Raw genomic sequence first — 22,397 nt, forward strand, 5'->3', positions numbered from 1 at the left:
GGCGTCACGACTCATGGGAGCGCGCAACTCCAGTTGCGCTCTTCCCGGTGCAGCAACGACCATGAGCGCCACTTCAGCGCGGAGGTATCCGCACGCAGTGGCGCGCTCCTACGAGCGCCCTTGGCGGAAGACTGGCGGTCCCGGAAGACGATCATCGTCTCTTCTGGACCGCGGGCTTCCAGCCCGCTCTTCCCGCGACGGCCATCACCGGCGCGGCGTTGTCGTTGTGGAAGGCCAGGATCAGGCGCCCTTGGACCAGCGCCGGTCGGCCCGCAACGGAGACTGATCCGGAACGAACAGCAGGTCGAGCTGGGCCGTGGCCTGGTCGAGCGGTCGCCGCTTGAGGCCGAGGATATCGGCCACAACGAAGCCGTGATCGTGCATGAAGCGCACCACGCCGTGGACCTCGGCCCCGCCCTTCACGGTGGCGATCGTGCTGGTCTCGACGATCAGCGCATCGATATCGCCCATCCGTCCGGTCATGCCTTCGAGCACCATCAGTTCGGCGCCCTGCACGTCGATCTTGCACAGGGCCGGCCGCTTCACCTCGGTGAACAGCGAGTCGAAGCGGCGCAGGGGCACGGACTCGACGCGCAGAAAATCACGCTGGCCGACCTCTTCGAGCAAGGTCGAGCCCTGGATGTCGGAGCGGACCTCCAGCATTGCCTCGCCATCGCGATCGCCCAGCGCCAGCGCATGAATCTGGCAGCGCAGCCGGCGCGCCAGCTTGTGCATGTAGGGCAACGACTCGGGCGTCGGTTCGACCAGGTGATAGAAGGCGTCGGGAAAGAGGTGATAGAGGCCATAGGTGCCGAAGCCGACCCCGATATCGAAAACCGTCTCGGGCCGGAAGCCGTGCTGCTGCAGCACGGCCAACGACTGGCGCCAGGACAGGCGCGGCGTCGGCAAGGGGAGATAGGGCTCGAACGGCCGCAGGATATCCTTCAGTCGTGAGACGACGCCACGACGCGCGGGAACTGCCGCTTGGGTCTCGGTGCTGGCCACGCTTCTCTCCGTTGGAGGTGTGGCCTCTATGTTAGGTAAGCCGCTCCCGCGCGCTTGTGATCATGGTGTGGCGTCAGGGCCGGATATCGACCACCCGGAAAGGTCGGGTCACGCCATCGTGCTCGGTGATCGAGACATACTCGCCCGGCTTGAAGACGTGCTTGTCGAACCGGAAGATGGGCTCCTCTTCCTCCTCGCCGGCCGCATAGGAGAAGGCCCAGGCGCCGCCCTTGTGATGCGTAAGCCGCCCATGCTCGTCATCCGCATTGTGCCAGAAACGCCGGACCGTGCACTTGTCCTTGTCCTGCGCCCATTGCTTGGGGTCGAGCTTGCCCGTGCTGTCCAACGGGGCGGTGAACTCATAGCCGCATTCGACACTGCCCTCGGGGAACTCCGGTGTCCGAGCCAGTTCCAGGCGGATCTTCTTCAAGCTCATCATGCCTCACTTCCATTTTCAACGGCCGGCACCCTCGCCGCTGGCTGCCCGAGTGCCCATGATCCAGATCAAGGGATGTTAGCCGAGGGGATGGGAGGGTTCATCAGCCAAGGAGACATCGATGGCCGATGCCACGCCCAGGTCCGCCCAGGCGGACGCGACGACGTTCGACTATGCCGACTTCAAGGACAGGCTCAAGGAACTCGCGGCCGTGCTGGAGCGCATGGTGGCGGCGGAAAGCGCCGATGCGTTGAAAGCCGGATGTGACGAGGCCCGCAAGCTCCTGGCCGAAGCCGACGCCGCCGTCGAGGATCTGTCGCGCCGGACCGACGCCATGAAGGCGGCAGCCCTGGCGGGCCGATCCCATCTCGAGGAAAGGATCCGGGCCCAACCGCTCTTCGCCGTCGGCATTGCCGCGGCCGCCGGCTTTCTGCTGGCGTCGCTGCTGCAGCGCGGCAGGTCGTAGGCCATGGAGGCCGTGATGGGTTTATTGGCCGTCTTCCGGTCGATGCTGCTCGATACGGTGCAGCGCGCCGCGATGGTGCTCGTCGGCTATCTCATGGCGCTCGGATTGATGGCGGCCGGTGTCGGTTTCATCACCCTGGCGGCCTATCGTGCACTGCTTCACGGCGTCGGTGATGTGGCGGCCGCCCTGATCATCGGCGCCGGCTACGTCGTGGCGTCGCTGATCGCAATGCTCGCCCTGCAGCTCAGCCGGCGCTGAGCTGCACGAGGTCGGCGGCGGGCCCTCAGCCCTGCGCCTGCTTGTGCTCGATCTCGTCGTAGCGGGTCTTGATCATCCACCAGCAGAACAGCGCCGCCCAGACAGCGAGCGCCAGGCCGAAAAAGGCGATGCCGAAATCGTGCGCCTTGGCTGCCATGAACAGGCCGACCAGTCCGAACAGCGCGGACAGGATGCCCATGATCCAGTGAGACATTGGTTCTTCTCCTTCAGTCGTCGTCAAAAAGTATGCGGCTGGCCGAGCCGTCCGGATCGTCGAACTGGCCGTGGCGCAACGCCCAGAGAAAGGCGGCCAGGGCCATGAGTCCCAGCAGCAGCGCCACCGGCACGAGGATGAGAAGGCTGTCCATCAGCGGACCTCCCGGACCGGACGGCGCCCGAGGCGGAGCGCGTTGCCGATCACCAGCAACGAGGAAGACGACATGGCGACGGCCGCGATGAGCGGAGTGACGACTCCGGCGATCGCCAGCGGCACCGCGCCGAGATTGTAGAGAAGCGCGAGCGTGAGGTTCTGGCGGACCAACCGGTCCGCGCGCCGTGCCACCGAGAGCGTCTCGAGCACGGGGGCCAGGCGATCCCCCTGGAATACGGCATCGGCGGCGTTCTGCGTCGCTTCCGTTGCCGTGGAAGGCGAGATCGACGCGTGCGCGGCAGCAAGGGCCGGCGCATCGTTGAGCCCATCCCCGACCATGAGCACGCGCTTGCCGGCCTTGGCCAGCTCCGTCAGTCGCGCGACCTTTGCCGCGGGGGAGACTCCGGCCGTCCAGTTCTGCAGTCCGACGGACGCAGCGGCGGAGGCCGCGACGACGTCACGATCGCCGGAGAGGAGCTCGACCTCCAGTCCCTGCCGTTGCAGCGCGCCAACAAACTCGGCGGCATCGGGTCGAAGCGCGTCGGCGAAAGCAAACCGCACCGGGGCTTGGCCAGGCCGGGCGAACCACAGCTCGGAATGGCCATCGTCGATCGCGTGCGGCACGCCGCAGTACCGCGCCGATCCCAGCCGTGCGTCGCCTGCTTGCAGTCCTTGCCCGGAAACCTCGACGACACCGTCGACGACGGGCGCATCGGGTGCTGCCCGGCGCAGGGCCTGGGCCAGCGGATGACGCGAGCTGGCGGCGATGCCGGCCGCCAGTTGCAGCGTCTCGGGATCGCCGCCGCTCACCAGCTCGGGGCGACCGAGCGTCAGCGTGCCGGTCTTGTCGAGCACGACATGATCGATCTGGGCCAGGCGCTCGAGCGCGGATGGCGACAGCAACAGCACGCCCGAACGCATCAATCTCGAGCTGGCGACCACCTGCACGACGGGAACGGCGAGGGCCAGCGCGCACGGACAGGTGATGATCAGCACCGAGGTCGCGGTCAACAGGGCGCGATCCCAGGCGAGGCCACCCAGCACCATCCAGCCAATGAAGGTCACCAGCGCCGTGAGATGCACGACGGGCGCGTAGGCCCGGGCGACACGATCGGCGATGGCGATGAACTTGGAGCGGCCATGTTCGGCGGCCTCGACCAGCCGGACGATCTCGGCGAGCACGGTCGCCTCGCCCGCGGCCGTGACCCGCACCCGTAGGGGAGCGCCGAGATTGATCGTTCCGGCCACGACCCGCGCGCCCGGCGCCACGGCAACCGGCAGGCTCTCGCCGGTGATCAGGGAGGAGTCGAGCGAGGAAATGCCGTCGATCACGGTGCCATCGGCGCCGAGCCGTTCGCCGGCGGCCACGAGCAGAATGTCGTCCTTCGCCAGCCGGTCGACCCGGCGGGCCTCGGTCCGGCCGTCCGGCGTCACGACATGGGCCGTCGCGTTCGACAGGGCGAGCATGGCCTGGACCGTGCGTCGCGCCCGGCCCCGGGCCTGGCGGTCGAGATAGCGGCCGATCAGCAGGAAGAAGAGCAGAGTGATGGCCGAGTCGAAGAAGGCGTGCGGCTCACCAAGCCAGGTCTCGTGCAGGCTGACGACGCAGGCCAGCGTAACGCCGATCGAGATCGGCACGTCCATGTTGGTCCGGCCGGCGCGCAACGCCTTGAAGGCAGAGCGGAAGAACGGGCGTCCGGCATAGACGACGGCAGGAAGCGCGATGGCAGCCGAGATCCAATGAAACAGGTCGCGTGTGGCGTCGCCCATGGATCCGGCCTCGCCGGACCAGATCGCCACCGAAAGCAGCATGACGTTCGCCGCGGCGAAGCCGGCCACGGCCAAGCATCGCAGCAGGTCCCGCATCTCGTCTTCCTCGCGCGCGCTGGCCGCCAGCGCCATGTAGGGCGCAAGACGGAAGCCAAGGGCGGCGATGAGGCCGGCATGCTCATTGGCATCGGCAGCACTGCCGCGCCATTTCACTGAAAGGCGGCGGGTCGAGAGGTTGACGCGGGCGTAAAGCACTGCCGGATTGCGGGCGAGCAGGCTTTCGATCAACCAGACGCAGGCGGCGCAGTCCAACCCGTCGACCAGAAGGTCGAGCGCGTATTCGCCATTTCCTGTCTGGCGCACGAAGCCCGAGAAGTCCGTGTCCAGCGCCACCGGGCGATGGGCGCGGGTCTCTTCCAGTCGGCGATAGAAGGAACCAAGTCCGGCGCCGTCGATGATGGCATGGGCAGCGGCGCAGCCGGCACAGCAGAAAAGCGAGTCGCCCTGCCCGCGCAGCTTCTCGCCGCAATGGGCGCAGATGCGGCGTGAAGGCGCCAGGGCGGCGCCGGCAGGAAGGGCGACTTCGGTCATTTCAGGAACAGGCGCTTGGTGATGGCGAAGTCATGGCCCTTCGCCACCACCAGGAGATCGAGATCCCAATTGCCGCGCTTGGGCAGGTCGACGTGCCCGGAGAAGCGGCCGTCCGTGACCTCCACGAGCGCCAGCGGAACCGGCTGCTGCTTCTCCGCCGGTCGCACGAGCTGCGCGTTGATCGTGGCTCCCGGCAGCGCGCTGCCATCGGCCTGGGTGATGTCGATCTGCAGGCGATTGTCGTCGACGCGCCAGCTCGTGTTGATCTTCCAGCCAAGAGCATCGCGTTCTCTCTGTTCGGCGATGACCTGGTTGTAGTGGTACTCGCGGTCACGGGCGCCGTTGCCGTAGAGCCCCGAGAAGGAGCTCACGGCCAGCCAGATCATGGTGCCGTTGACGGCGAAGACCACCGAGAAGCAGGCGACGAAGATCCAGGGGATGGCGCTGGACCGGGTTGAAGCGACGGACATGGCGGCTCTCCTAGCGGGCAGGGCCAACGAAGACTGCGTCGTGGCTGGCTCGTTCGCGACCTTGATCGTCCCGGATCACGAACTCGACGGGCGTGGATCCCGAAGGCGCCGACTTGGCCGGCACCGTCAGCAGCACGCGGAACGTCGTCACGCCGTTCGCCTCCGTTGCCATGTGGCGGGCGGCGGTCGTGCTGTCGCCCTCCGCGTTGGCAATGGCGAGCGAGGCGCCAGGCAGCCGCTCGACCGAGAGCTGGAACTGCCGTGGCATCTGCGTCTTGTTGGAGATCTTGACGGTATAGGAATTGCGAATGTCGCCGTTGGTCAGCCGCACGAAGTTGGGGCTGCGATCGCGCTGCACCGACAGGTCGCTATCGTTGCGCATGGCGAAGACCACGAGCATGGCGGCCGCGACCAGCGCCAGCAACGTGGCGTAGAGCACGGTACGGGGGCGGACGATCCGCCACTTGAGGCTGCCCTTGCCGGTCTCGCGGACCTGCTGGCGAGCCAGCGTGTCCCAGCGGATGAGTCCGGTGGGACGGCCGACCTTCTGCATGGTCGGCACGCAGGCGTCAATGCAGAGGCCGCAGCCGATGCATTCGAGCTGCTGGCCGTCCCGGATGTCGATGCCGGTCGGACAGACCGCGGAGCAGAGCCCGCAATCGACACAGTCGCCGTGGCCGTCCCAGCTCTCGCCCGCCTTGTGCTTGCCGCGCGGCTCGCCGCGCCATTTCTCGTAGGTGACGATGAGGCTCTGCTCGTCGAGCATCGCGGCCTGGAAGCGCGGCCACGGGCACATGTAGGTGCAGACCTGTTCGCGGGCCCAGCCGGCCAGCATGTAGGTCGTGGCAGTCAGCAGCCCGATGAAGAAATAGATTTCCATCGAGGCCTGGCCGCGGAAGATCTTGACCAGCGTGCTCGGCGCATCGACGTAATAGAAGACCCAGGCACCGCCGGTGGCGGCGGCGATCGCGAGCCAGATGAAATGCTTGGCGCCCTTGCGCACGGCCTTGTCGAAGGACATCGGCTGCTTGTCGCGGCGCATCCGCTCGTTGCGGTCACCTTCGATCAGGCGCTCGACCATCATGAACAGGTCGGTCCACACGGTCTGCGGGCAGGAGAAGCCGCACCAGACGCGGCCGAACAGGGAGGTGGCGAGGAACAGACCGATCGCGCCCAGGATCAGGAACCCTGTGACGAAATAGACTTCCTGCGGCCAGATCACGACGTCGAAGATCCAGCCGCGGCGTCCGTCGAGATCGAGCAGGATCGCCTGGCTGGGCGCGCCGGGACCGCGGTCCCAGCGCAGCCACGGTACGAGATAGTAGATGCCGAGGAGCACGACCAGCGCCGTCCACTTGACGCGCCGCCACCTTCCGGTGACGGCGCGCGGATAGACCTTGGTGCGGTCGGCATACAGCGGGGAATCGGAGAGACTCATGTTTGTCGAGGAACTCCGCTCCTTGAGCTTCTTGTCCAACGAGGCCACTGGATCATCCCCTAGCGGCCGCCGCCGAGATTGTGGACGTAGATGGCGAGCATCTTGATCGTCGCGTCGTCGAGGCGATCACCCCAGGCCGGCATGCTGCCGGCATGGGCATAGAAGATGGAGTTGTAGATCGACTGACGATCGCCGCCGTAGAGCCAGATGCCGTCGGTCAGGTTGGGCGCGCCGAGTTCCTGGTTGCCCTTTCCGTCCGGGCCGTGGCAGGCGACGCAGTTCTCCTCGAAGACCTTCTTGCCTTCTGGTGTCGCTTTGCCCTTGTCCGACAGGCTGAGCACGTAATCGGCGACGGCCGAGACCTGCGCCGGGGTCAGGATCTGATCGGCGCCGAAGCGCGGCATCTGCGACTGGTGCGACTTGTCGTTGGCGTTGCGCACCCCGTAGCGGATGGTCGTGTAGATCTGGTCGAGCGTGCCGCCCCAGATCCAGTCATCGTCGACCAGGTTGGGGAAGCCGACGCTGCCGGCACCGCCGGAACCGTGGCACTGCATGCAGGTCGTCTGGAAGGCCGAACGGCCGCCCGCTACGGCGAAGTTGAACAGCTCGGGATCCTTGCGGATGTCTCCGAGCGGCGTCGCGCGGATACGGTCGATGAACACGGCGCGGGCCTTGGCCTGGGCGTCGAGTTCCTGGGTCAGTTCGGCTCGGGTGGAATAGCCGATCAGGCCCGACGTATGGCCGTTGAACCACGGCCAGGCCGGATACAGCACGCTGTAGACGATCGCGAACGCGATACACGCATAGAAGGTGTAAAGCCACCACGACGGCAGCGGCGTATTCAGCTCCTTGATGCCATCCCACTCGTGGCCCGTCGTATCGGTACCCGAGAGTTGGTCTTTTTCGATCTTGGTCGGCATGACGGCTGCCTCACCGTTCGTCGTTGAGAGGAATTTTGGCGTCGCGTTCGAACCGTTTCCGGTTCTTGGGCCGCAGGGCCCAGAACGCGATGCCGAGGAAGATGAGGACAGCCCACACCGTCCACAGCGTAGCGAGGAACTCGCCGATTTCCTTGAGCGTGGTCATGGAGTCCTCACTGCTTCAGCCGGTCGGCCGGGATGTTGCTGATGGGCACCAGCGTTCCCAGCATCTGCAGGTAGGCGATCAACGCATCGAGTTCGGTGATCTCCGTCGATCCCGTATTGAACTTGGCGACCACGGCCTTCGGGTAGCGCTTCAGAAGGGCGTTGGTATCCGCATCGGGATTGGCCTGGGCCTCGAGATCGGCCTTGGCGTTGGCGATCATGTCGTCGGTGTAGGGCACGCCGGTGGCGCGCAACGCCTTCAAATGATCGGCGACGTCCTCGTAGCGCAGCGGCCGTTCCGCCAGGAACGGATAGGCCGGCATGACGCTCTCCGGCACCACCGCCCGCGGCGAGGACAGATGCGCGACGTGCCAGTCGTTCGAGTAGCGGCCGCCCACGCGCGCCAGGTCGGGACCGGTGCGCTTGGAGCCCCACTGGAACGGATGGTCGTACATGCTCTCGGCCGCCAGGCTGTAGTGCCCGTAGCGCTCGACCTCGTCCTTGAAGGGACGGATCTGCTGGCTGTGGCACAGATAGCAGCCTTCGCGGGTGTAGATGTTGCGTCCCATCTGCTCGAGCGGACTGTACGGCCGCTCGCCTTCCACACGCTCGATCGTGCTTTCGATCGTGAACAGTGGAATGATCTGCACCATGCCGCCGATCGACACCGTGATCAGTGTCAGCACCAGCAGCAGGATGGCGTTCTTTTCGATAACCTCGTGACGGAAAGACATCGCGCGCCTCCTTACGCCGCGAGAGCGACGGGGGTTTCAGCGGCCATGCCTGCAGGCTGGCCGCGCACCGTGCGCCACATGTTGAAGGCCATGATCAGGCCGCCGGTCAGGAAGAGAACACCTCCGAGCAGACGGATCATGTAGAACGGATGCATCGCTGCGACGGTCTCGACGAACGAGTATTGCAGGAAGCCAAGCTCGTCATAGGCGCGCCACATCAGACCCTGCATGATGCCGCTCACCCACATCGACGAGATGTAGAGAACGATGCCGAGCGTGGCGATCCAGTAGTGCCAGCCGATCAGGCGGGTCGACCACATGGAGGTACGGCCCCACAGCCGCGGGACGAGGTAGTACATCGTGCCGAACACGATGAACGCCACCCAGCCCAGCGCACCGGAGTGCACGTGGCCGATGGTCCAGTCCGTGTAGTGGCTGAGCGAATTGACGGCCCGGATCGACATGACGGGACCTTCGAAGGTCGACATGCCGTAGAAGCCCACCGCCGTGACCGAGAAGCGCAGGCCGGGATCGGTCCGCAGCTTGTCCCAGGCGCCGGACAGCGTCATGAGGCCGTTGATCATGCCGCCCCAGCTCGGCATCCACAGCATGACCGAGAAGATCATGCCCAGCGTCTGCGCCCAGTCGGGCAGGGACGTGTAGTGCAGGTGGTGCGGGCCGGCCCAGATGTAGAGGAACACCAGGGCCCAGAAGTGGATGATCGACAGCCGGTAGGAATAGACCGGCCGGTTCGCCGCCTTCGGGATGAAGTAGTACATCATGCCGAGGAAGGCGGCGGTCAGGAAGAAGCCGACCGCGTTATGGCCGTACCACCACTGGATCATCGCATCCTGCACGCCAGCATAGAGGCTGTAGCTCTTCGTCCCCGTGATCGACACCGGGATCGAGATGTTGTTCACGATGTGCAGCATCGCGATGGTGATGATGAAGGCGAGGTAGAACCAGTTCGCCACGTAGATGTGCGGCTCCTGCCGCTTCATCACCGTGCCGAGATAGGCCAGCAGGTAGGCGACCCAGACGATCGTCAGCCAGAGATCGGCGTACCATTCGGGCTCGGCGTACTCCTTGCTCTCGGTGATGCCGAGCAGATAGCCGGTCGCCGCGATGAGAATGAAGAACTGGTAGCCCAACAGCACGAACCAGCCGAGCGGTGCGCCGCCGAACAGGCGGGCTCGACAGGTGCGCTGTACGACGTGGAACGCCGTGCCGATCAGCGCTGTGCCGCCGAAGGCGAAAATCGCCGCCGACGTGTGCAACGGACGCAGGCGTCCAAAGGTAAGATGCTCGCTGTCGAAGCTGAGTTGTGGCCAGACAAGTTGAGCGGCGATCACCACACCGACCAAGAAGGCGACGACTCCCCAGAACATGGTGAGAATCATCGCCACTCGCACGACATCCTCGACGTAACGAGGAGCCGGCTGGGCGGTCGGGTTGACGGCGGTACTAGACATGCGATCTCCCGGCTTTTTTGACGCCTATAAGCCTAAATTGAGTGGCACGGGTGACCTTTGATATGAGTCAAAGCTGCGACTTATCGCCAACGCTTAATTTGATAATCAATCCGGGAGAGAGAACGCCATGGTCGATACGGTTCCTGTCTTTCAGGGTCCACCGCCGCGAATTCGACGCGTTCCGGTCGACAGGCCTTGGACATGGCTTGGCGCGGGATGGCACGACTTCATGTCGGAACCGCGTCTCAGTCTCATCTATGGTTTTGTGCCAGCCGTCACCGGCTGGCTCGCATCGGCGATGCTGATCTGGTTCGATGTGCCGTACCTCGTATTGCCGTTCAGTGCCGGCTTCTTCTTCGTCGGACCATTCATCGCCGTCGGGCTCTATGACGTCAGTCGCCGCCGCGAATCGGGCAACGGCATCAATGCGCAGTCGACGTTCGGCGCGTGGCGTCGCAATCCTGAACAGATCGCTCTCATGGGCTTGCTCTTCCTGCTCCTGCATCTGGCGTGGATGCGCGTGGCGCAGCTTCTCTTTGCCTTCTTCGCCTGGCGCGACCTGCCGTCCTGGGATCGCTTTGCCGACGTGATCTGGTATGCATCGCACAACCTGCCGTTCCTGACTCTCGGCGTCATCTGCGGTGCGGTGCTCGCCGCCATCGCCTTCGTGATCGGCGCCTTCTCGATTCCCTATCTGCTCGACCGTCCCGACTCGAACCTGTTCGAGGCGATCGGCACCTCGGCTGCGGCGGTACGCGTCAATCTGCGGCCGATGCTGCTATGGGCCGGGCTGATCGTCTTCCTGATCGCTCTGGGTATGGTGACAGGATTGATCGGGCTGGTGGTGACGCTGCCGATCACGGGCTACGCCACCTGGCACGCCTATCGCGATGTCGTCTGCTTCGACGGCTCCAGCCGGTGACCGCCCGTCGCGTCAGGGATTGACGACGAGACCGAACCGTTCTCCTGCCAACGCCAGCATGAAGACGGCGTTGAGCAGGAGAAGCGGCGCGAAGACCCAGCGGCCGACCTCGCGCAGCCGGCGGCGCACGAACAGGCCGCCCCAACCGACCATGACCAGTGCCGGAATCGTGCCGAGGGCGAAACCGGCCATGGCGGCCGCGCCCAGCCAGGCTGATCCGGTGCCGGCGGCGGCGCCCAATGCGCCATAGATCATGCCGCAAGGCAGGAAGCCCAGGACGACTCCCAAGGCGTAGCGGGAGATGGGGTTCGCCGACGTGGAAAGTCCGCTGGCGAGGCGAGTCAGGAGTCCGGTCGCGGGCGTCGCGACCGTGGTCGCGAGACCGACAGCCTGTGCGAGCATCAGCGCCGCACCGCCGACGAGCAATAATCCCGACAGCAAGCCGAACGCCGCCGTTGACGCGAACAAGGCGGTGACGCCTCCAGCCAAGGCGCCCAGGCCCGTGTAGGTCGTGACGCGACCGAGATGGTAGGGTAGGAGGGCCGCGCCCGCCAATCGACGCCATTCGCCGTAGCCCGTGCCGATCCGCTCGACATCGGCCGCTACCTGTCCCAGCACGAACGGACCGCACATGCCGACGCAATGAAGTGCGCTGCCGGCGAGCCCCGCGAGGAACAGCGAGATCGACAGGCCGGCGGGTTGCGCCGTCAGCGACACCAGACCGTCATGACAGACGGCGAGGACACGCAGAATTAGATCCATCGCTTCTCGTACCCTTCGCGCGAGTGGTCGAGGTTGACCTGCATCAATGTCCGAGCGACGGCCTGGCCGCACAAGAATTGCCCGTTCAGAGAGGAGAAACGCGATGGGCTACAAGACAATCCTCGTCAACTGCGATGCGAGCAAGACGGTGGACCGTCCGCTGGATGTGGCGACGGAACTGGCCCAGCGCTTCGACGCCAATCTGGTCGGTCTCCACGCGCGCCGTCCGTTCGAGGCGCCGACCTATTATGATGTCGGCGTACCGATGGGGCCTCTGTTCGAGGCCTACGAGCAGGGCGCCAATGCCGATCAGGCAGCAGCCAAGGCCGCTTTCGACAAGGCGATCAAAGGCAAGCACCTGCCGGCCGAATGGCGCGTCGTCGACGGCTACGCCGACGACGAGCTCGCTGTCAGCGCGCGCTACGCCGATCTGCTCGTGGTTGGCCAGACCGATCGCGAGAACATCAGCCCGACGCCGGGCGACCTGCCCGAATCGGTCGCTCTTGCCACCGGTCGCCCGGTCCTCGTCGTGCCTTATATCGGTGCCGCCAAGCCGCCGGGAAAGATCGTCATGCTGTGCTGGAACGCCAGTCGCGAGAGCGCCCGGGCCGCAACCGATGCGTTGCCGTTCCTGAAGAAGGCGGACGAGGTGATCGTGATGGTCGTCGATCCTCAGCCGTCGGCCAATGGACATGGCGCCGAACCCGGCGCCGACGTGGCGACCTGGCTGTCGCGGCACGGCATCAAGGTGACGGTACAGCGCGACGTTGCCGCCGACACCGATGTCGGCAATGTCATTCTCTCCCGTGCCGCCGATCGCGGCGTCGATCTGATCGTGATGGGCGTGTACGGCCATTCGCGCCTGCGCGAGCTGGTGCTGGGCGGTGCCAGTCGCACACTGCTCTCGAGCATGACCGTTCCCGTCCTGATGTCGCACTAAGTCAAGTCATGGATCCTGCGATTCTGGCGACCTACAACCGGCCGGTTCCGCGCTACACCAGCTATCCGACCGCGGCCCAGTTCGGCCCGGCGGTTGGGCCGGCGGAGCATGTTGCGTGGCTGGCCGATCTCGATGGCGTCTCGACCGCCCTTTATTTCCATGTGCCGTTCTGCCGTGAACTGTGCTGGTATTGCGCCTGCAATACGATGGCCATGCGCCGGCACGGGACACTCGACGCCTATGCCGATGCGCTGCTGTCCGAACTGGAACGGGTTGCCAATACGGCACCCGGACTTGTCGTCGATGCCATTCAGTGGGGCGGCGGCACCCCGGGGCAACTTGGGGCCGACCGCCTGCGCCGGATCGGGCGGCGCATCGATGGCCTGTTCGATCGCAAGTCCGATGCCGAGATCGCCTTCGAGATCGACCCTCGCTATTGTGATGCGGAGCTTGCCGCTGCCCTTGCCGACCTGCATGTGACGCGGGTCAGCCTCGGCGTACAGGACTTCGATCCGACGGTTCAGCTCGCGATCAATCGGCCGCAATCCTTCGCCGATACCTCCGCTGCCGTCGAGCGCGTGCGCGGCTGCGGGATTGCGCAGATCAATGTCGACCTGGTCTATGGTCTGCCCCACCAGACCTTGGACAGCCTCGCGAGGACACTGGACCAGGCAGTCGCATTGTCACCGGCCCGCTTCGCCGTGTTCGGCTACGCGCATGTGCCGTGGATGAAGCCGCATCAGCGCCTGATCGACGAGTCGGCTCTGCCCGATCTTGCCCTGCGTGCGCAGATGGTCGAGCTGGTGGCGGACAAGCTGGTCGCGGCCGGCTATGTGCGCATTGGCCTCGACCATTATGCACGCCCCGAGGACCCCATGGCGCGCGCCGCAGCCGATGGCAGCCTGCATCGCAATTTTCAGGGCTATGTCGCCAACGAGGCGCCGTGGGTCGTCGGTATCGGTGCCTCGGCCATCTCGAGCCTGCCGCGCGGCTTCAGCCAGAACACCGCCGATGCCAGCGGCTACATGGCCGCGATTTCCTCCGGCAGTCTCGCCACGGCGCGCGGCCTTGCCGTGACCGAGGACGACAAGTTGCGCGCCGACATCATTCAGCGGCTGATGTGCCAGCACAGCGTGGATCTCGAGGAATGCTGCCGCAGCCATCACGTCGATCCCGGAGCGTTCCTGGCAGGTATCGACCAGCTCGAGACACTCGAGAGGGATGGCCTGGTGCGTAGCGACGGATTAAGGCTCGCCGTGACGGAAGCCGGCCGGCCGCTGGTCCGCTTCGTGTGCGCCGCCTTCGACCGGCATCTCGCCGGCGGTCCGGGCCGCCACGCCAGCGGCGTGTGAATATGGAGGAAGGAAAGAGATGAGTCCCTATCAGCTTGTGTCCCGGCATATCGAGGCCGCCCTGGCAGAGGCCGCCACACACTCGATTTCGAGCGATGTCGTGGCGCGCTGCCTGCTGTCGGAGGCAATCCGGCTGTTCAAGAAGGAGCGCTCCAACGACGATATCGCCTCGGAGCTGGCTGCGGCCGCCGACAATCTCGATGAGGACGCACCGCTCGCCTTCATCCGTCCCTGAGCGTTCCCGAGCAGCGCCGGCCGGTCATACGATCCCTCTCGTCGGCCGCCCGTGCCGTGATATTGTCGGCGCGAAAGGCGTAATGCATGAACTCGACGGCCTCCGTACCGCCTGAGCTGCTGGCCCGCGTCACCGCGTCGCCCGACGCCGATCTATTGCTGTCCACCGATCTGCGGATCGTCGCGGCCAGCAAGGCCTACGAGAAGGCATTGGGCGCCGCGCCGGAATCGCTGGTTGGACGCGATATCCGGCACGTACTGCGCGAAAGCCCGGCCTTGGGCGATCTTGTCGCCTCGCTCGAAGCCGCCATCCAGACCGGCTATCCGCAGCGTCTGGCGGCGGAAACGATCATGGTGACCAAGGCCGACGGGCAGCGTCAGGCGCTTCAGTTCGAAGTGATCAGCGCGCCGGTCGCGAGCGGGCACGCCGTGGATTGGATCCTCCACAGCATCCACAGGATCGAGAGCGGCAGGCCCGATGGGCAGGTCATGGAGGCGGCGCTCCAGGCAGCCGAGGCGCGGTTGCGATCGATCCTCGAAACCGTGCCCGATGCGATGATCATCATCGACGAGCGCGGACGCATCGAATCGCTCAGCAGCACGGCCGAGGGGCTGTTCGGCTACAAGCTCGAGGAGGTGGCGGGCAAGAACGTGTCGATGTTCATGCCGTCGCCGCATCGCGAGCAGCATGACTCCTATCTCGAGCGCTATCTCAAGACCGGCGAGCGGCACATCATCGGCATCGGCCGCATCGTGGTCGGGCAGCGTCGCGACGGCACCACCTTCCCCATGCATCTCACCATCGGCGAGCTGCGTACCGGCGAGAAGCATTATTTCACCGGCTTCATCCGCGACCTGACCGATCAGCAGCTGACCGAGAGCCGTCTGAAGGACCTCCAGTCGGAGGTCACCCACATGTCGCGGTTCACCGCGCTGGGCGAGATGGCCTCGACGCTGGCGCACGAGATCAATCAGCCGCTGACCGCCATCAACAACTACCTGCGCGGCAGCCAGCGCCTGCTCGAACGCATCGAGGGCGAGCCGGCCGTCGTGCTGCGCGATGCGCTCGGCAAGGCAGCGGACCAGGCTCTGCGCGCGGGCCAGATCATCCGTCGCCTGCGCGAGTTCGTGGCCCGGGGTGAAAGCGAACGGCGGATCGAGAATCTGCCCAAGTTGATCGAGGATGCGAGCACGCTGGCCCTGATCGGCGCCAAGGAGAACGGCATTGCCGTGTCGTTCCGGCTCGACCCGCAGGCCGATCTGGTGCTCGCCGACCGGATCCAGATCCAGCAGGTGCTGGTCAACCTGATCCGCAATGCCATCGACGTCCTGGTGGAATCGAGCGGACTGCGCGAACTCGACATCGAGACCGTTGCAAATCCCGACTCGACCGTCCAGATCAGTGTTGCCGACACCGGAAGCGGTCTTGCGCCGGAGGTGGCGGCGAACCTGTTCCAGCCCTTCCTGACCACCAAGCAGAAGGGCATGGGGCTTGGCCTGTCAATCTGCCGCACCATCGTCGAAGCGCATGGCGGGCGGATCTGGGTCGATTCGAGGCCGGAAGGCGGGACGATCTTCCGCTTCACCCTGCGCGCGGCGAACGAGGAGGACGGCAACCTTGCCCAATAGCCAGGTCGTTCACATCATCGACGACGATGCGGACGTGCGGCAGTCGCTGGCCTTCCTGCTGAGTACCGCGGGACTGCCGGTGCAGTTGCACGAGTCCGCTGTTGCCTTCCTGAAGAATCTGCCGAAGGCCCAGGACGGCTGCATCGTGACGGATGTCCGGATGCCGGAGATGGACGGGCTGGAACTGCAGCGCCGCCTGGTCGAGGCCAGGAACACCATGCCGGTCATCGTGATCACCGGCCACGGCGACATCGCCCTCGCCGTCGAGGCGATGAAGGCGGGCGCGGTCGATTTCATTGAAAAACCCTTCGACGACGAGGTCCTGCTGACGGCGATCCGGTCGGCTCTGGCGCGCAGCAGCAGCGACCGCGAGCGCGGGGCCCGCGCGGCCGAGATTCGCTCCCGGCTGGCGCTTCTGTCGGAGCGCGAACGTCAGGTCCTGGACGGGCTGGTTGCGGGCAAGGCGAACAAGGTCATCGCCTACGATCTCGGCATTTCGGCCCGTACGGTGGAGATTTATCGCGCCAATGTGATGACCAAGATGCAGGCCGACAGCCTGTCCACGCTGGTCCGCATGGTCCTGCTCGAAGGGAATTCCGCTGACGAGGGCGGGCGCTTGCGCTAAATCAATTTGTCACATGTGGAATGGGGCTATTAGTCTCCACCCCGAAACAATGGCCTAACGGCCCATCAGGAAGTTGTTCAAATGCCCCAGGAAGGAGCGGTGATCTGCATTGTCGACGACGACGCCGCCGTCCGCAGTGCGCTCAAGTTCGCGCTTGAGCTCGAGGGGCTGAACGTCCGTCTGTACGATGGTGCCCAGGCGATGCTCGGCGACAGTGAGCTCCCGCCAAACGGCTGTCTCGTGGTCGATTATCGCATGCCCGAGATGGATGGCTTGCAACTCGTCGACGCTCTGCGGGCACGCGATGTCCGCTTTCCGGCGATCATGATTACCGGCCGCGCCAACAAGGATCTGCGCCGCCTGGCCGAACGGTCCGGCGTGTCGGATGTGCTGGAGAAGCCGCTTTCGGACAGCGCCCTCGTCGACAGCATCCGCACCGTCCTCGGAGCGGTCGGATAGCAGCCGTCGGACGCTATGCCATGCCGCGGACGATCATGGGCTACGTCCTGGCGGAAACCGGCAAGCATCAGGCCGGCCTCGCGGCCCTGGCGATCACGGTCTTCCTTCTGAGTGCGGCGCCGCTCGAATTCCAGCGCCGCATCATCAACGATCTGACCGAGAAGGGCAGTTTCGACAACGTGCTTTGGCTGGCGCTGGGTTATGCCGGCGTGGCCCTGGCTGATCAGATCCTGAAGCTGCTCCTCAACGTCTATCGCGGCTGGGTGGCCGAGAATTCGGTCCGGTCGCTGCGGCGGAAGCTCATCGATGCGGATATCGGCAGCGCCGTGGCGGCGCATTCACCGGTCGATGTCGGCGTCGAGATCGCCATGATCCTGGAAGAGGCCGAACCGATCGGTGGTTTCGTGGCGCTCGCCCTGTCGCAGCCCCTGTTGCAGGTCGGCATCCTGGTGAGCGTCGTGGGCTACATGTTCGCCCTGCAACCCTATCTTGCGCTGATGGGCATGGCCTTCTTCGTGCCCCAGGTCGTGTTCGTGCCGGCCATGCAGCGCGCCATCAACCGCCGGGCGAGCCGCCGCATCCTCACCAAGCGCGAGATCAGCGGCACCATCGTCGAGGGCCAGAACGATGCGACGCAGGAGGAAGTCACGGGCATCCAGCGTATCTTCTCCCTGAACATGGCCATCTACTGGCTGAAGTACGTGATGTATCTGCTGATGAACCTGATGCACCACCTCTCGGTGGCCGCTGCCCTGTGCGTCGGCGGCTGGCTGGTGCTGCAAGGCCGCATCGAGATCGGCACCGTGGTGGCGATCGTGGGTGGTCTGGCGAAGCTCAACGACCCGTGGGGCGACCTGATCGACTGGGGGCGTGAGCTGTCGGTCGTACGCGTGAAGTATCGGCTGTTTTCGGAGGCGGCGAATTGGCTGACGGGAGCCAAGCCGGATCCGACCGACGCAGGAATGTCACGGCGCTCCGCGCCGGCCGAGGTCTGATCCCGTCGCGGCGAGAGGGTGCGTCAGGCTGCCCTACGTAGAACCCCTTAGGTCATTACCTGAATGGTGGCGGCATGGAGGCCGTCGTAGGGAAGAGGCGTCATCATTGGAAAGGGACAGACCGATGCCAGCCTACGCCGCTTCGACCCGTACCGCCGTTCCCCAGGCCCGCGTACCCGCCGGTTATCTGGCGATGCAGGGCAGTGCCGCGTTGGGCCGGTCCGCGCTGGCGGACGATCGGGGCGGGACGCGGCGGACCTTCGCCAAGGGCGAGGAGCTGTTCGCGGAAGGCGAGGCGGCGGACTTCTTCTACCAGGTTGTTTCCGGGACGGTCCGGGTGTGCAAGCTGCTGAGCGACGGGCGCCGGCAGATCGACGCGTTCCAGCTGGCGGGCGACATCTTCGGGCTGGAGAACGGGGCGGAGCACCGCTTCACGGCCGAGGCGGTGGAGGAGACGGTGGTGCTGGCGTTCCGGCGCGGCCGGTTTGCGAACCTGCTGCACGACAACCCGGCGTTCGGAGACCAGCTGATGACATCGATGATCACCAGCCTGGAGCGGGCGCAGGACCACATGGTGCTGCTGGGCCGCAAGACGGCGCAGGAGAAGATCGCGACCTTCCTGATGGACATGGCGGGCCGCCTGGCCAAGGGCGACCGGCTGGACCTGCCGATGCAGCGCACCGACATCGCCGACCATCTCGGCCTGACGATCGAGACGGTGTCGCGCACCCTGACGCAGATGGTCCGGGACGGGCTGATCAAGCTCGGCGCCGCCGGCCGCACCATCACCCTCACCAACAAGCTCGCCCTCCAGCAGCTCAACGGGTGAGGAGCCGCGATCGCCGCCTGCGCCGCTCAGCGGGAGCGCAGGCTGAAGATGTAGGCGATCAGATTGTCCTGCTCCTGCTTCGTCAGTGAAAAGTCAGGCATGCGGCTGTGCCCCGCCGTCATGGCGCGCCGCAACGACGTCTCCGTCGTCTGAGGCGCTTTTGCCAGTGTCGGGAAGCTCGGCAATCCGTTGGCTTGGCCCGTACGGGCGTCGGCGCTGACGATGTGGCAGCTTACACACCAGCGCCTGGCCAGGGCTTCGCCATTGACGACGTCCTGGGCATGCACTGTCGTTGTCAGGGCCAGGACGATGCCGAGTGCCGGTCCGACCGATCGGTGCATGGGCCGTCCACCTTGCCTGTTACGGATGCGGTTTGTCGTGCGGCAGGTAGCCGATACGCGGCAGCGACCGGCGATAGACGATGGTCTCGACGACGAGAAACACGCCAAGGCCGCAGAAAGCCGCCAGGACCAGAATCAGGTAGTACATTTCATGAGTCGTCATCGAATCCCTCCTTGGCCGGAAGGATGAGTCGCAAGCGACGCCGATTCCTTGATCTGCCTCAAAGTCGCCGATTCCCTGTCCTCCTCGGAGAGCGGCTTGGCGCGATCAGTGTCGTCTGAAAAGCAGCGACAGATTGTTGGCGGGCATATCCACGATCCGTGGCGGCGTGAAGCCCTGCTCTGCGGCCAGTTGGCAGACATCCTCGAGATTTCGGATGCCCCAGGCTGGATTGCGCGCGCGCAGATCATGATCGAAGGCGGCGTTGCTGGGAGCCGTCGGACGGCCGCCGCGGTGATAGGGACCGTAGAGGTACAACAGCCCCCGTGGCGGCAATCGCGCAGCCGCGCCCCTGAAAAGCCCGACCGTGGCCGTCCACGGCGATATATGCACCATGTTGATGCAGACGATCGCGTCCGCTGCGGCCAGCGGCCAATCCGCAGCGGCGGCGTCGAGGGCGACCGCTGGTTGGACGTTGGCGAGGCCGAGTGTCCGGGTCCAGTCGTCGATACTGGCGCGGGCGTCGGCGTCGGGATCGCTGGGCTGGAACAGAAGGTGCGGCAAGGCGGCGGCGAAGTGAACCGTATGCTCGCCTGTGCCACTCGCAATCTCGAGCACCAGGCCGTCATCGGGGAACTCGGGCTGCAACACCTCCAGGATCGGCTGTCTGTTGCGCGCCGCTGCTGGGGCCTGGCGTCTCATCGCGCCGCCTCCATTGCCTGCCAGAGGCGTGACGGCGTGGCGGGGCCATCGAAATTCGCTATGCCGAACGACGATAGGGCATCGAGGATCGCATTGGCGATGGCCGGAAAGGCCGCGATGGCCCCGGCTTCGCCGCAGCCTTTCACGCCGAGCGGATTGGTCGTGCAGCGTGTCGGATTGAAGCCGAGATCGAAGGAGGGCAACTCGTCCGCGCGCGGCAGCGGATAGTCCATGAGGGAAGCCGCGAGCATCTGGCCCGAGACAGGATCATAGATCGCCTGCTCCATCAGGGCCTGGCCCGCGCCCTGGGCCATCGCGCCGTGCGCCTGGCCGGTGGCGATCATGGGATTGACCAGCACGCCATAGTCGTCGACCGCGGTATAGCGTACCAGGGCCGCGGCGCCGGTCTCGCGGTCGATCTCTATCTCCACGACGTGCGCGCCGTTGGGAAAGGTCATCTGTTCGCGCTTCCACAGGTGATAGGTGTCGAGAGGTCGGCCCTTCTCGCGCCCGAGCGTGGCGACGTCGAGCAGGCTGACGGTGCGGTCCGTGCCGGAGACGGTGAAATGGCCGTCCGCAAAAACGATGTCGGCCTCGGCCGCCTCCAGGGCGTCGGCGGCTACGGCTTTGCCTTTGGCGATGATCTCGTCGGAGGCCCGCCACAACGCGGTGCCGCCCATGTAGGTGGCGCGCGAACTGCCGTGACCGCCGCCCGAGACGATGAGATCGGTATCGCCCTGGCGCAATCGGATCAGGTGGTCGGGAATGCCCAGCCGCGTGCTGAGGATCTGTGGGAAGGTCGTCTCGTGACCCTGGCCGATATGCTGCGTGCCGGTGATCAGCGACACGGAGCCGTCCGCCTCGAAGCGCACCTCGACGTTTTCCTCCGGTGGGCCGCCGGTGCCTTTGATGTGATAGGCGAAGCCCAGCCCGCGCAGACGGCCGTTGGCTTCGCTGTGGCGCCGACGGACGACGAACCCGGCGGCATCGGCGCGGTCGAGGGCCCGTGCCAATGTCTCGGCGAAGCGCCCGCTATCGACCATGAAGCCGAAGCCGTTGGTCATCGGCATGGCCTCGGCCGGGACCATGTTCATCCGCCGCAACTCCACTCGATCCAGCCCCATTTGCGCTGCCGCCGCATCGATCAGACGTTCGATGATGTTCACGGTTTCGGCGAAGCCCGGTCCCCGCGTGACACCGATCGGTGCCTTGTTCGTCAGCACGGCGGATGTCCGAAGCGCAATGGAGGGGATACGGTACACGGTGCCTTGCAGGTGGACATACTGATAGGTCGGAACGCCGCCTCCCGCGCCCGCCATGTAGGCGCCGAGATCGAAGGTTCCATCCACTGTCAGCGCCAGAAACCGGCCGGATGAATCGAGAGCGAGCGATGCCTTGGCCTTCATGTCGCGCGCCGCGTGGTCGCTCAGCAGCGTCTCGCTGCGGCTCGCGATCCATTTGACGGGCCGTCCCACGCGTCGCGCCGCCCAGGGGATCAGCGCATGTTCGACATAGGCGAAGTTCTTGGCGCCGAAGCCGCCGCCGACATCCGGCGCGACGAAGCGCACGGCGCTCGGTTCGACACCCAGCGCGCGCGCGACATGGTTTCGGTTGTTATGGATGTTCTGGCTGGAGACGTGGACCGTGTAGCGTCCGCTGCCCGGATCGAATTGTCCGATGCAGCCGCGGGGCTCCATCGGGTTCATTGCAATGCGGTGATTGTCGAGCGTCAGCTCCACCAGGTGAGCCGCTTTGCCGAGCGCCGCTTCGGCACCATCCCAGTCACCGGTCCGCCAGTCGAAGCAGACATTGCCCGGTACCTCGGCGCTGAGCTGGGGCGCGCCGGACAGGCGTGCCGCGTCGGCGGTTGTCACTGCTGGTAACGGGGTGTAGTCGATCACGACCCACTCGGCGGCATCCAGCGCCTGGGCCGGCGTTTCGGCGACAATCAGCACGACTGCCTCGCCCACATGTCGCACCTTGTCCGCCGCCAGCAGCGGCTGGGGTGCGAAGGCGAAGGGCTCGCCGGTCTGGACATTCGCCTCGACGTAAGGCCGCAGCGGCTTCAATCCGTCCGAGGCGATCTCGGCCGCGGTGAGCACGGCGAGGACTCCGGGGGCCTGCCTCGCGGCTGTCGTGTCAATCGAACGGATGAGCGCATGGGCGTGCGGCGAGCGCAGGACGGTCGCATGCACGAGGCCGTCGATGCGCAGATCGTCGAGATAGGTTCCTCGCCCCGTGACGAAGCGTACATCCTCTCGCCGCTTCGGCGATGTACCGATGGGAGAAACAGCCATGCTGCAATCTCGCGTGGCGATGGCGGTGGAGCAAGTCCCGGCTTGCGCGCTGCGA

Annotated in this window: 27 protein-coding genes; 11 read left to right on the forward strand and 16 right to left on the reverse strand. The window is 65.6% G+C overall.

Annotation, left to right across the window (positions count from 1 at the left end; genetic code table 11):
- Nucleotides 1-240: 240 nt before the first annotated feature.
- Together B5D62_RS17200 and B5D62_RS17205 are read right to left on the reverse strand one after the other, a co-directional pair.
- Nucleotides 241-1,005 (reverse strand): FkbM family methyltransferase, encoded by a 765-nt coding sequence (locus tag B5D62_RS17200; RefSeq protein ID WP_170920984.1) that lies wholly within the window; start codon nt 1,003-1,005, stop codon nt 241-243.
- Between the two features lie 73 nt (nt 1,006-1,078).
- The gene (locus B5D62_RS17205; RefSeq protein WP_336470162.1) at nt 1,079-1,444 is read right to left on the reverse strand and encodes a hypothetical protein; all 366 of its coding nucleotides are present in this window, start codon (nt 1,442-1,444) and stop codon (nt 1,079-1,081) included.
- 118 nt (nt 1,445-1,562) lie between these two features.
- On the opposite strand from B5D62_RS17205, the gene B5D62_RS17210 reads away from it, so the two are divergent.
- Nucleotides 1,563-1,907: a hypothetical protein gene (locus B5D62_RS17210; RefSeq protein ID WP_085935167.1), complete on the forward strand. Its 345-nt coding sequence runs from the start codon at nt 1,563-1,565 to the stop codon at nt 1,905-1,907.
- A 15-nt stretch (nt 1,908-1,922) separates the two neighbouring features.
- Nucleotides 1,923-2,165, forward strand: coding sequence for a hypothetical protein (locus B5D62_RS17215; protein ID WP_139373944.1), 243 nt, complete (start codon nt 1,923-1,925; stop codon nt 2,163-2,165).
- A gap of 25 nt (nt 2,166-2,190) precedes the next feature.
- On the opposite strand, the gene B5D62_RS17220 is transcribed toward B5D62_RS17215, so the two are convergent.
- From B5D62_RS17220 to ccoN, 9 genes are read right to left on the reverse strand one after another with little or no spacing between them, the layout of a single operon-like run.
- Nucleotides 2,191-2,379, reverse strand: a complete 189-nt coding sequence (locus tag B5D62_RS17220) for a hypothetical protein (RefSeq protein WP_085935169.1) — start codon at nt 2,377-2,379, stop codon at nt 2,191-2,193.
- 13 nt (nt 2,380-2,392) lie between these two features.
- Complete coding sequence (gene ccoS / locus B5D62_RS17225) at nt 2,393-2,533, reverse strand: cbb3-type cytochrome oxidase assembly protein CcoS (protein WP_085935170.1); 141 nt, start codon at nt 2,531-2,533, stop codon at nt 2,393-2,395.
- A complete protein-coding gene (locus B5D62_RS17230; protein ID WP_085935171.1) occupies nt 2,533-4,896 on the reverse strand; it encodes a heavy metal translocating P-type ATPase in 2,364 nt (787 codons plus the stop codon). The genes ccoS and B5D62_RS17230 overlap by 1 nt, the downstream gene beginning before the upstream one ends.
- Nucleotides 4,893-5,366, reverse strand: a complete 474-nt coding sequence (locus B5D62_RS17235; RefSeq protein ID WP_085935172.1) for a FixH family protein — start codon at nt 5,364-5,366, stop codon at nt 4,893-4,895. The genes B5D62_RS17230 and B5D62_RS17235 overlap by 4 nt, the downstream gene beginning before the upstream one ends.
- 10 nt (nt 5,367-5,376) lie before the next feature.
- Nucleotides 5,377-6,852 (reverse strand): cytochrome c oxidase accessory protein CcoG, encoded by a 1,476-nt coding sequence (gene ccoG / locus B5D62_RS17240; protein ID WP_231714846.1) that lies wholly within the window; start codon nt 6,850-6,852, stop codon nt 5,377-5,379.
- Between the two features lie 11 nt (nt 6,853-6,863).
- Nucleotides 6,864-7,724: a cytochrome-c oxidase, cbb3-type subunit III gene (ccoP, locus tag B5D62_RS17245; protein WP_085935173.1), complete on the reverse strand. Its 861-nt coding sequence runs from the start codon at nt 7,722-7,724 to the stop codon at nt 6,864-6,866.
- Nucleotides 7,725-7,734: 10 nt separating this feature from the next.
- Entirely contained in the window at nt 7,735-7,890 is a 156-nt protein-coding gene (locus B5D62_RS17250; protein ID WP_085935174.1) for a cbb3-type cytochrome oxidase subunit 3, read from the reverse strand.
- Nucleotides 7,891-7,897: 7 nt separating this feature from the next.
- Complete coding sequence (gene ccoO, locus B5D62_RS17255; protein ID WP_085935175.1) at nt 7,898-8,623, reverse strand: cytochrome-c oxidase, cbb3-type subunit II; 726 nt, start codon at nt 8,621-8,623, stop codon at nt 7,898-7,900.
- A gap of 11 nt (nt 8,624-8,634) precedes the next feature.
- Complete coding sequence (gene ccoN / locus B5D62_RS17260) at nt 8,635-10,095, reverse strand: cytochrome-c oxidase, cbb3-type subunit I (RefSeq protein ID WP_085935176.1); 1,461 nt, start codon at nt 10,093-10,095, stop codon at nt 8,635-8,637.
- 229 nt (nt 10,096-10,324) lie between these two features.
- Here ccoN and B5D62_RS17265 point away from each other — a divergent pair, with 229 nt between their 5' ends.
- Nucleotides 10,325-11,017, forward strand: coding sequence for a DUF2189 domain-containing protein (locus B5D62_RS17265; RefSeq protein ID WP_170920985.1), 693 nt, complete (start codon nt 10,325-10,327; stop codon nt 11,015-11,017).
- 12 nt (nt 11,018-11,029) lie between these two features.
- On the opposite strand, the gene B5D62_RS17270 is transcribed toward B5D62_RS17265, so the two are convergent.
- Nucleotides 11,030-11,779, reverse strand: a complete 750-nt coding sequence (locus B5D62_RS17270) for a sulfite exporter TauE/SafE family protein (RefSeq protein WP_085935178.1) — start codon at nt 11,777-11,779, stop codon at nt 11,030-11,032.
- Between the two features lie 103 nt (nt 11,780-11,882).
- Here B5D62_RS17270 and B5D62_RS17275 point away from each other — a divergent pair, with 103 nt between their 5' ends.
- From B5D62_RS17275 to B5D62_RS17310, 8 genes are all read left to right on the forward strand, one after another.
- Nucleotides 11,883-12,719 (forward strand): universal stress protein, encoded by an 837-nt coding sequence (locus B5D62_RS17275; protein ID WP_170920986.1) that lies wholly within the window; start codon nt 11,883-11,885, stop codon nt 12,717-12,719.
- Nucleotides 12,720-12,727: 8 nt separating this feature from the next.
- Complete coding sequence (hemN, locus tag B5D62_RS17280) at nt 12,728-14,071, forward strand: oxygen-independent coproporphyrinogen III oxidase (protein WP_085935180.1); 1,344 nt, start codon at nt 12,728-12,730, stop codon at nt 14,069-14,071.
- 19 nt (nt 14,072-14,090) lie between these two features.
- Nucleotides 14,091-14,306 (forward strand): hypothetical protein, encoded by a 216-nt coding sequence (locus B5D62_RS17285; protein ID WP_085935181.1) that lies wholly within the window; start codon nt 14,091-14,093, stop codon nt 14,304-14,306.
- Between the two features lie 86 nt (nt 14,307-14,392).
- A complete protein-coding gene (locus tag B5D62_RS17290; RefSeq protein ID WP_085935182.1) occupies nt 14,393-15,934 on the forward strand; it encodes a PAS domain S-box protein in 1,542 nt (513 codons plus the stop codon).
- On the forward strand, nt 15,924-16,559 hold the full coding sequence (gene fixJ / locus B5D62_RS17295; protein ID WP_139373945.1) for a response regulator FixJ: 636 nt from the start codon (nt 15,924-15,926) through the stop codon (nt 16,557-16,559). The genes B5D62_RS17290 and fixJ overlap by 11 nt, the downstream gene beginning before the upstream one ends.
- Before the next feature lie 81 nt (nt 16,560-16,640).
- Complete coding sequence (locus tag B5D62_RS17300) at nt 16,641-17,018, forward strand: response regulator transcription factor (protein WP_085935184.1); 378 nt, start codon at nt 16,641-16,643, stop codon at nt 17,016-17,018.
- A 20-nt stretch (nt 17,019-17,038) separates the two neighbouring features.
- A complete protein-coding gene (locus B5D62_RS17305) occupies nt 17,039-18,013 on the forward strand; it encodes an ABC transporter transmembrane domain-containing protein (RefSeq protein WP_085935185.1) in 975 nt (324 codons plus the stop codon).
- Between the two features lie 124 nt (nt 18,014-18,137).
- Nucleotides 18,138-18,842, forward strand: a complete 705-nt coding sequence (locus B5D62_RS17310; protein ID WP_085935186.1) for a cyclic nucleotide-binding domain-containing protein — start codon at nt 18,138-18,140, stop codon at nt 18,840-18,842.
- 26 nt (nt 18,843-18,868) lie between these two features.
- On the opposite strand, the gene B5D62_RS17315 is transcribed toward B5D62_RS17310, so the two are convergent.
- The 4 genes from B5D62_RS17315 to B5D62_RS17325 all read right to left on the reverse strand — a co-directional run bounded on the left by B5D62_RS17315 (nt 18,869) and on the right by B5D62_RS17325 (nt 22,342).
- Nucleotides 18,869-19,183 (reverse strand): c-type cytochrome, encoded by a 315-nt coding sequence (locus B5D62_RS17315; protein ID WP_085935187.1) that lies wholly within the window; start codon nt 19,181-19,183, stop codon nt 18,869-18,871.
- Nucleotides 19,184-19,202: 19 nt separating this feature from the next.
- Nucleotides 19,203-19,346: a hypothetical protein gene (locus tag B5D62_RS33410; RefSeq protein WP_170920987.1), complete on the reverse strand. Its 144-nt coding sequence runs from the start codon at nt 19,344-19,346 to the stop codon at nt 19,203-19,205.
- Between the two features lie 105 nt (nt 19,347-19,451).
- Nucleotides 19,452-20,045, reverse strand: a complete 594-nt coding sequence (locus tag B5D62_RS17320) for a DUF938 domain-containing protein (protein ID WP_085935188.1) — start codon at nt 20,043-20,045, stop codon at nt 19,452-19,454.
- Nucleotides 20,042-22,342 carry a xanthine dehydrogenase family protein molybdopterin-binding subunit gene (locus tag B5D62_RS17325; protein WP_170920988.1) on the reverse strand — a complete coding sequence of 767 codons (2,301 nt, stop codon included), beginning with the start codon at nt 22,340-22,342 and terminating at the stop codon, nt 20,042-20,044. The genes B5D62_RS17320 and B5D62_RS17325 overlap by 4 nt, the downstream gene beginning before the upstream one ends.
- Nucleotides 22,343-22,397 lie beyond the last annotated feature (55 nt).

It is taken from the genome of Enhydrobacter aerosaccus, from assembly GCF_900167455.1.
Classification (GTDB): Bacteria; Pseudomonadota; Alphaproteobacteria; order Reyranellales; family Reyranellaceae; genus Reyranella; species Reyranella aerosaccus.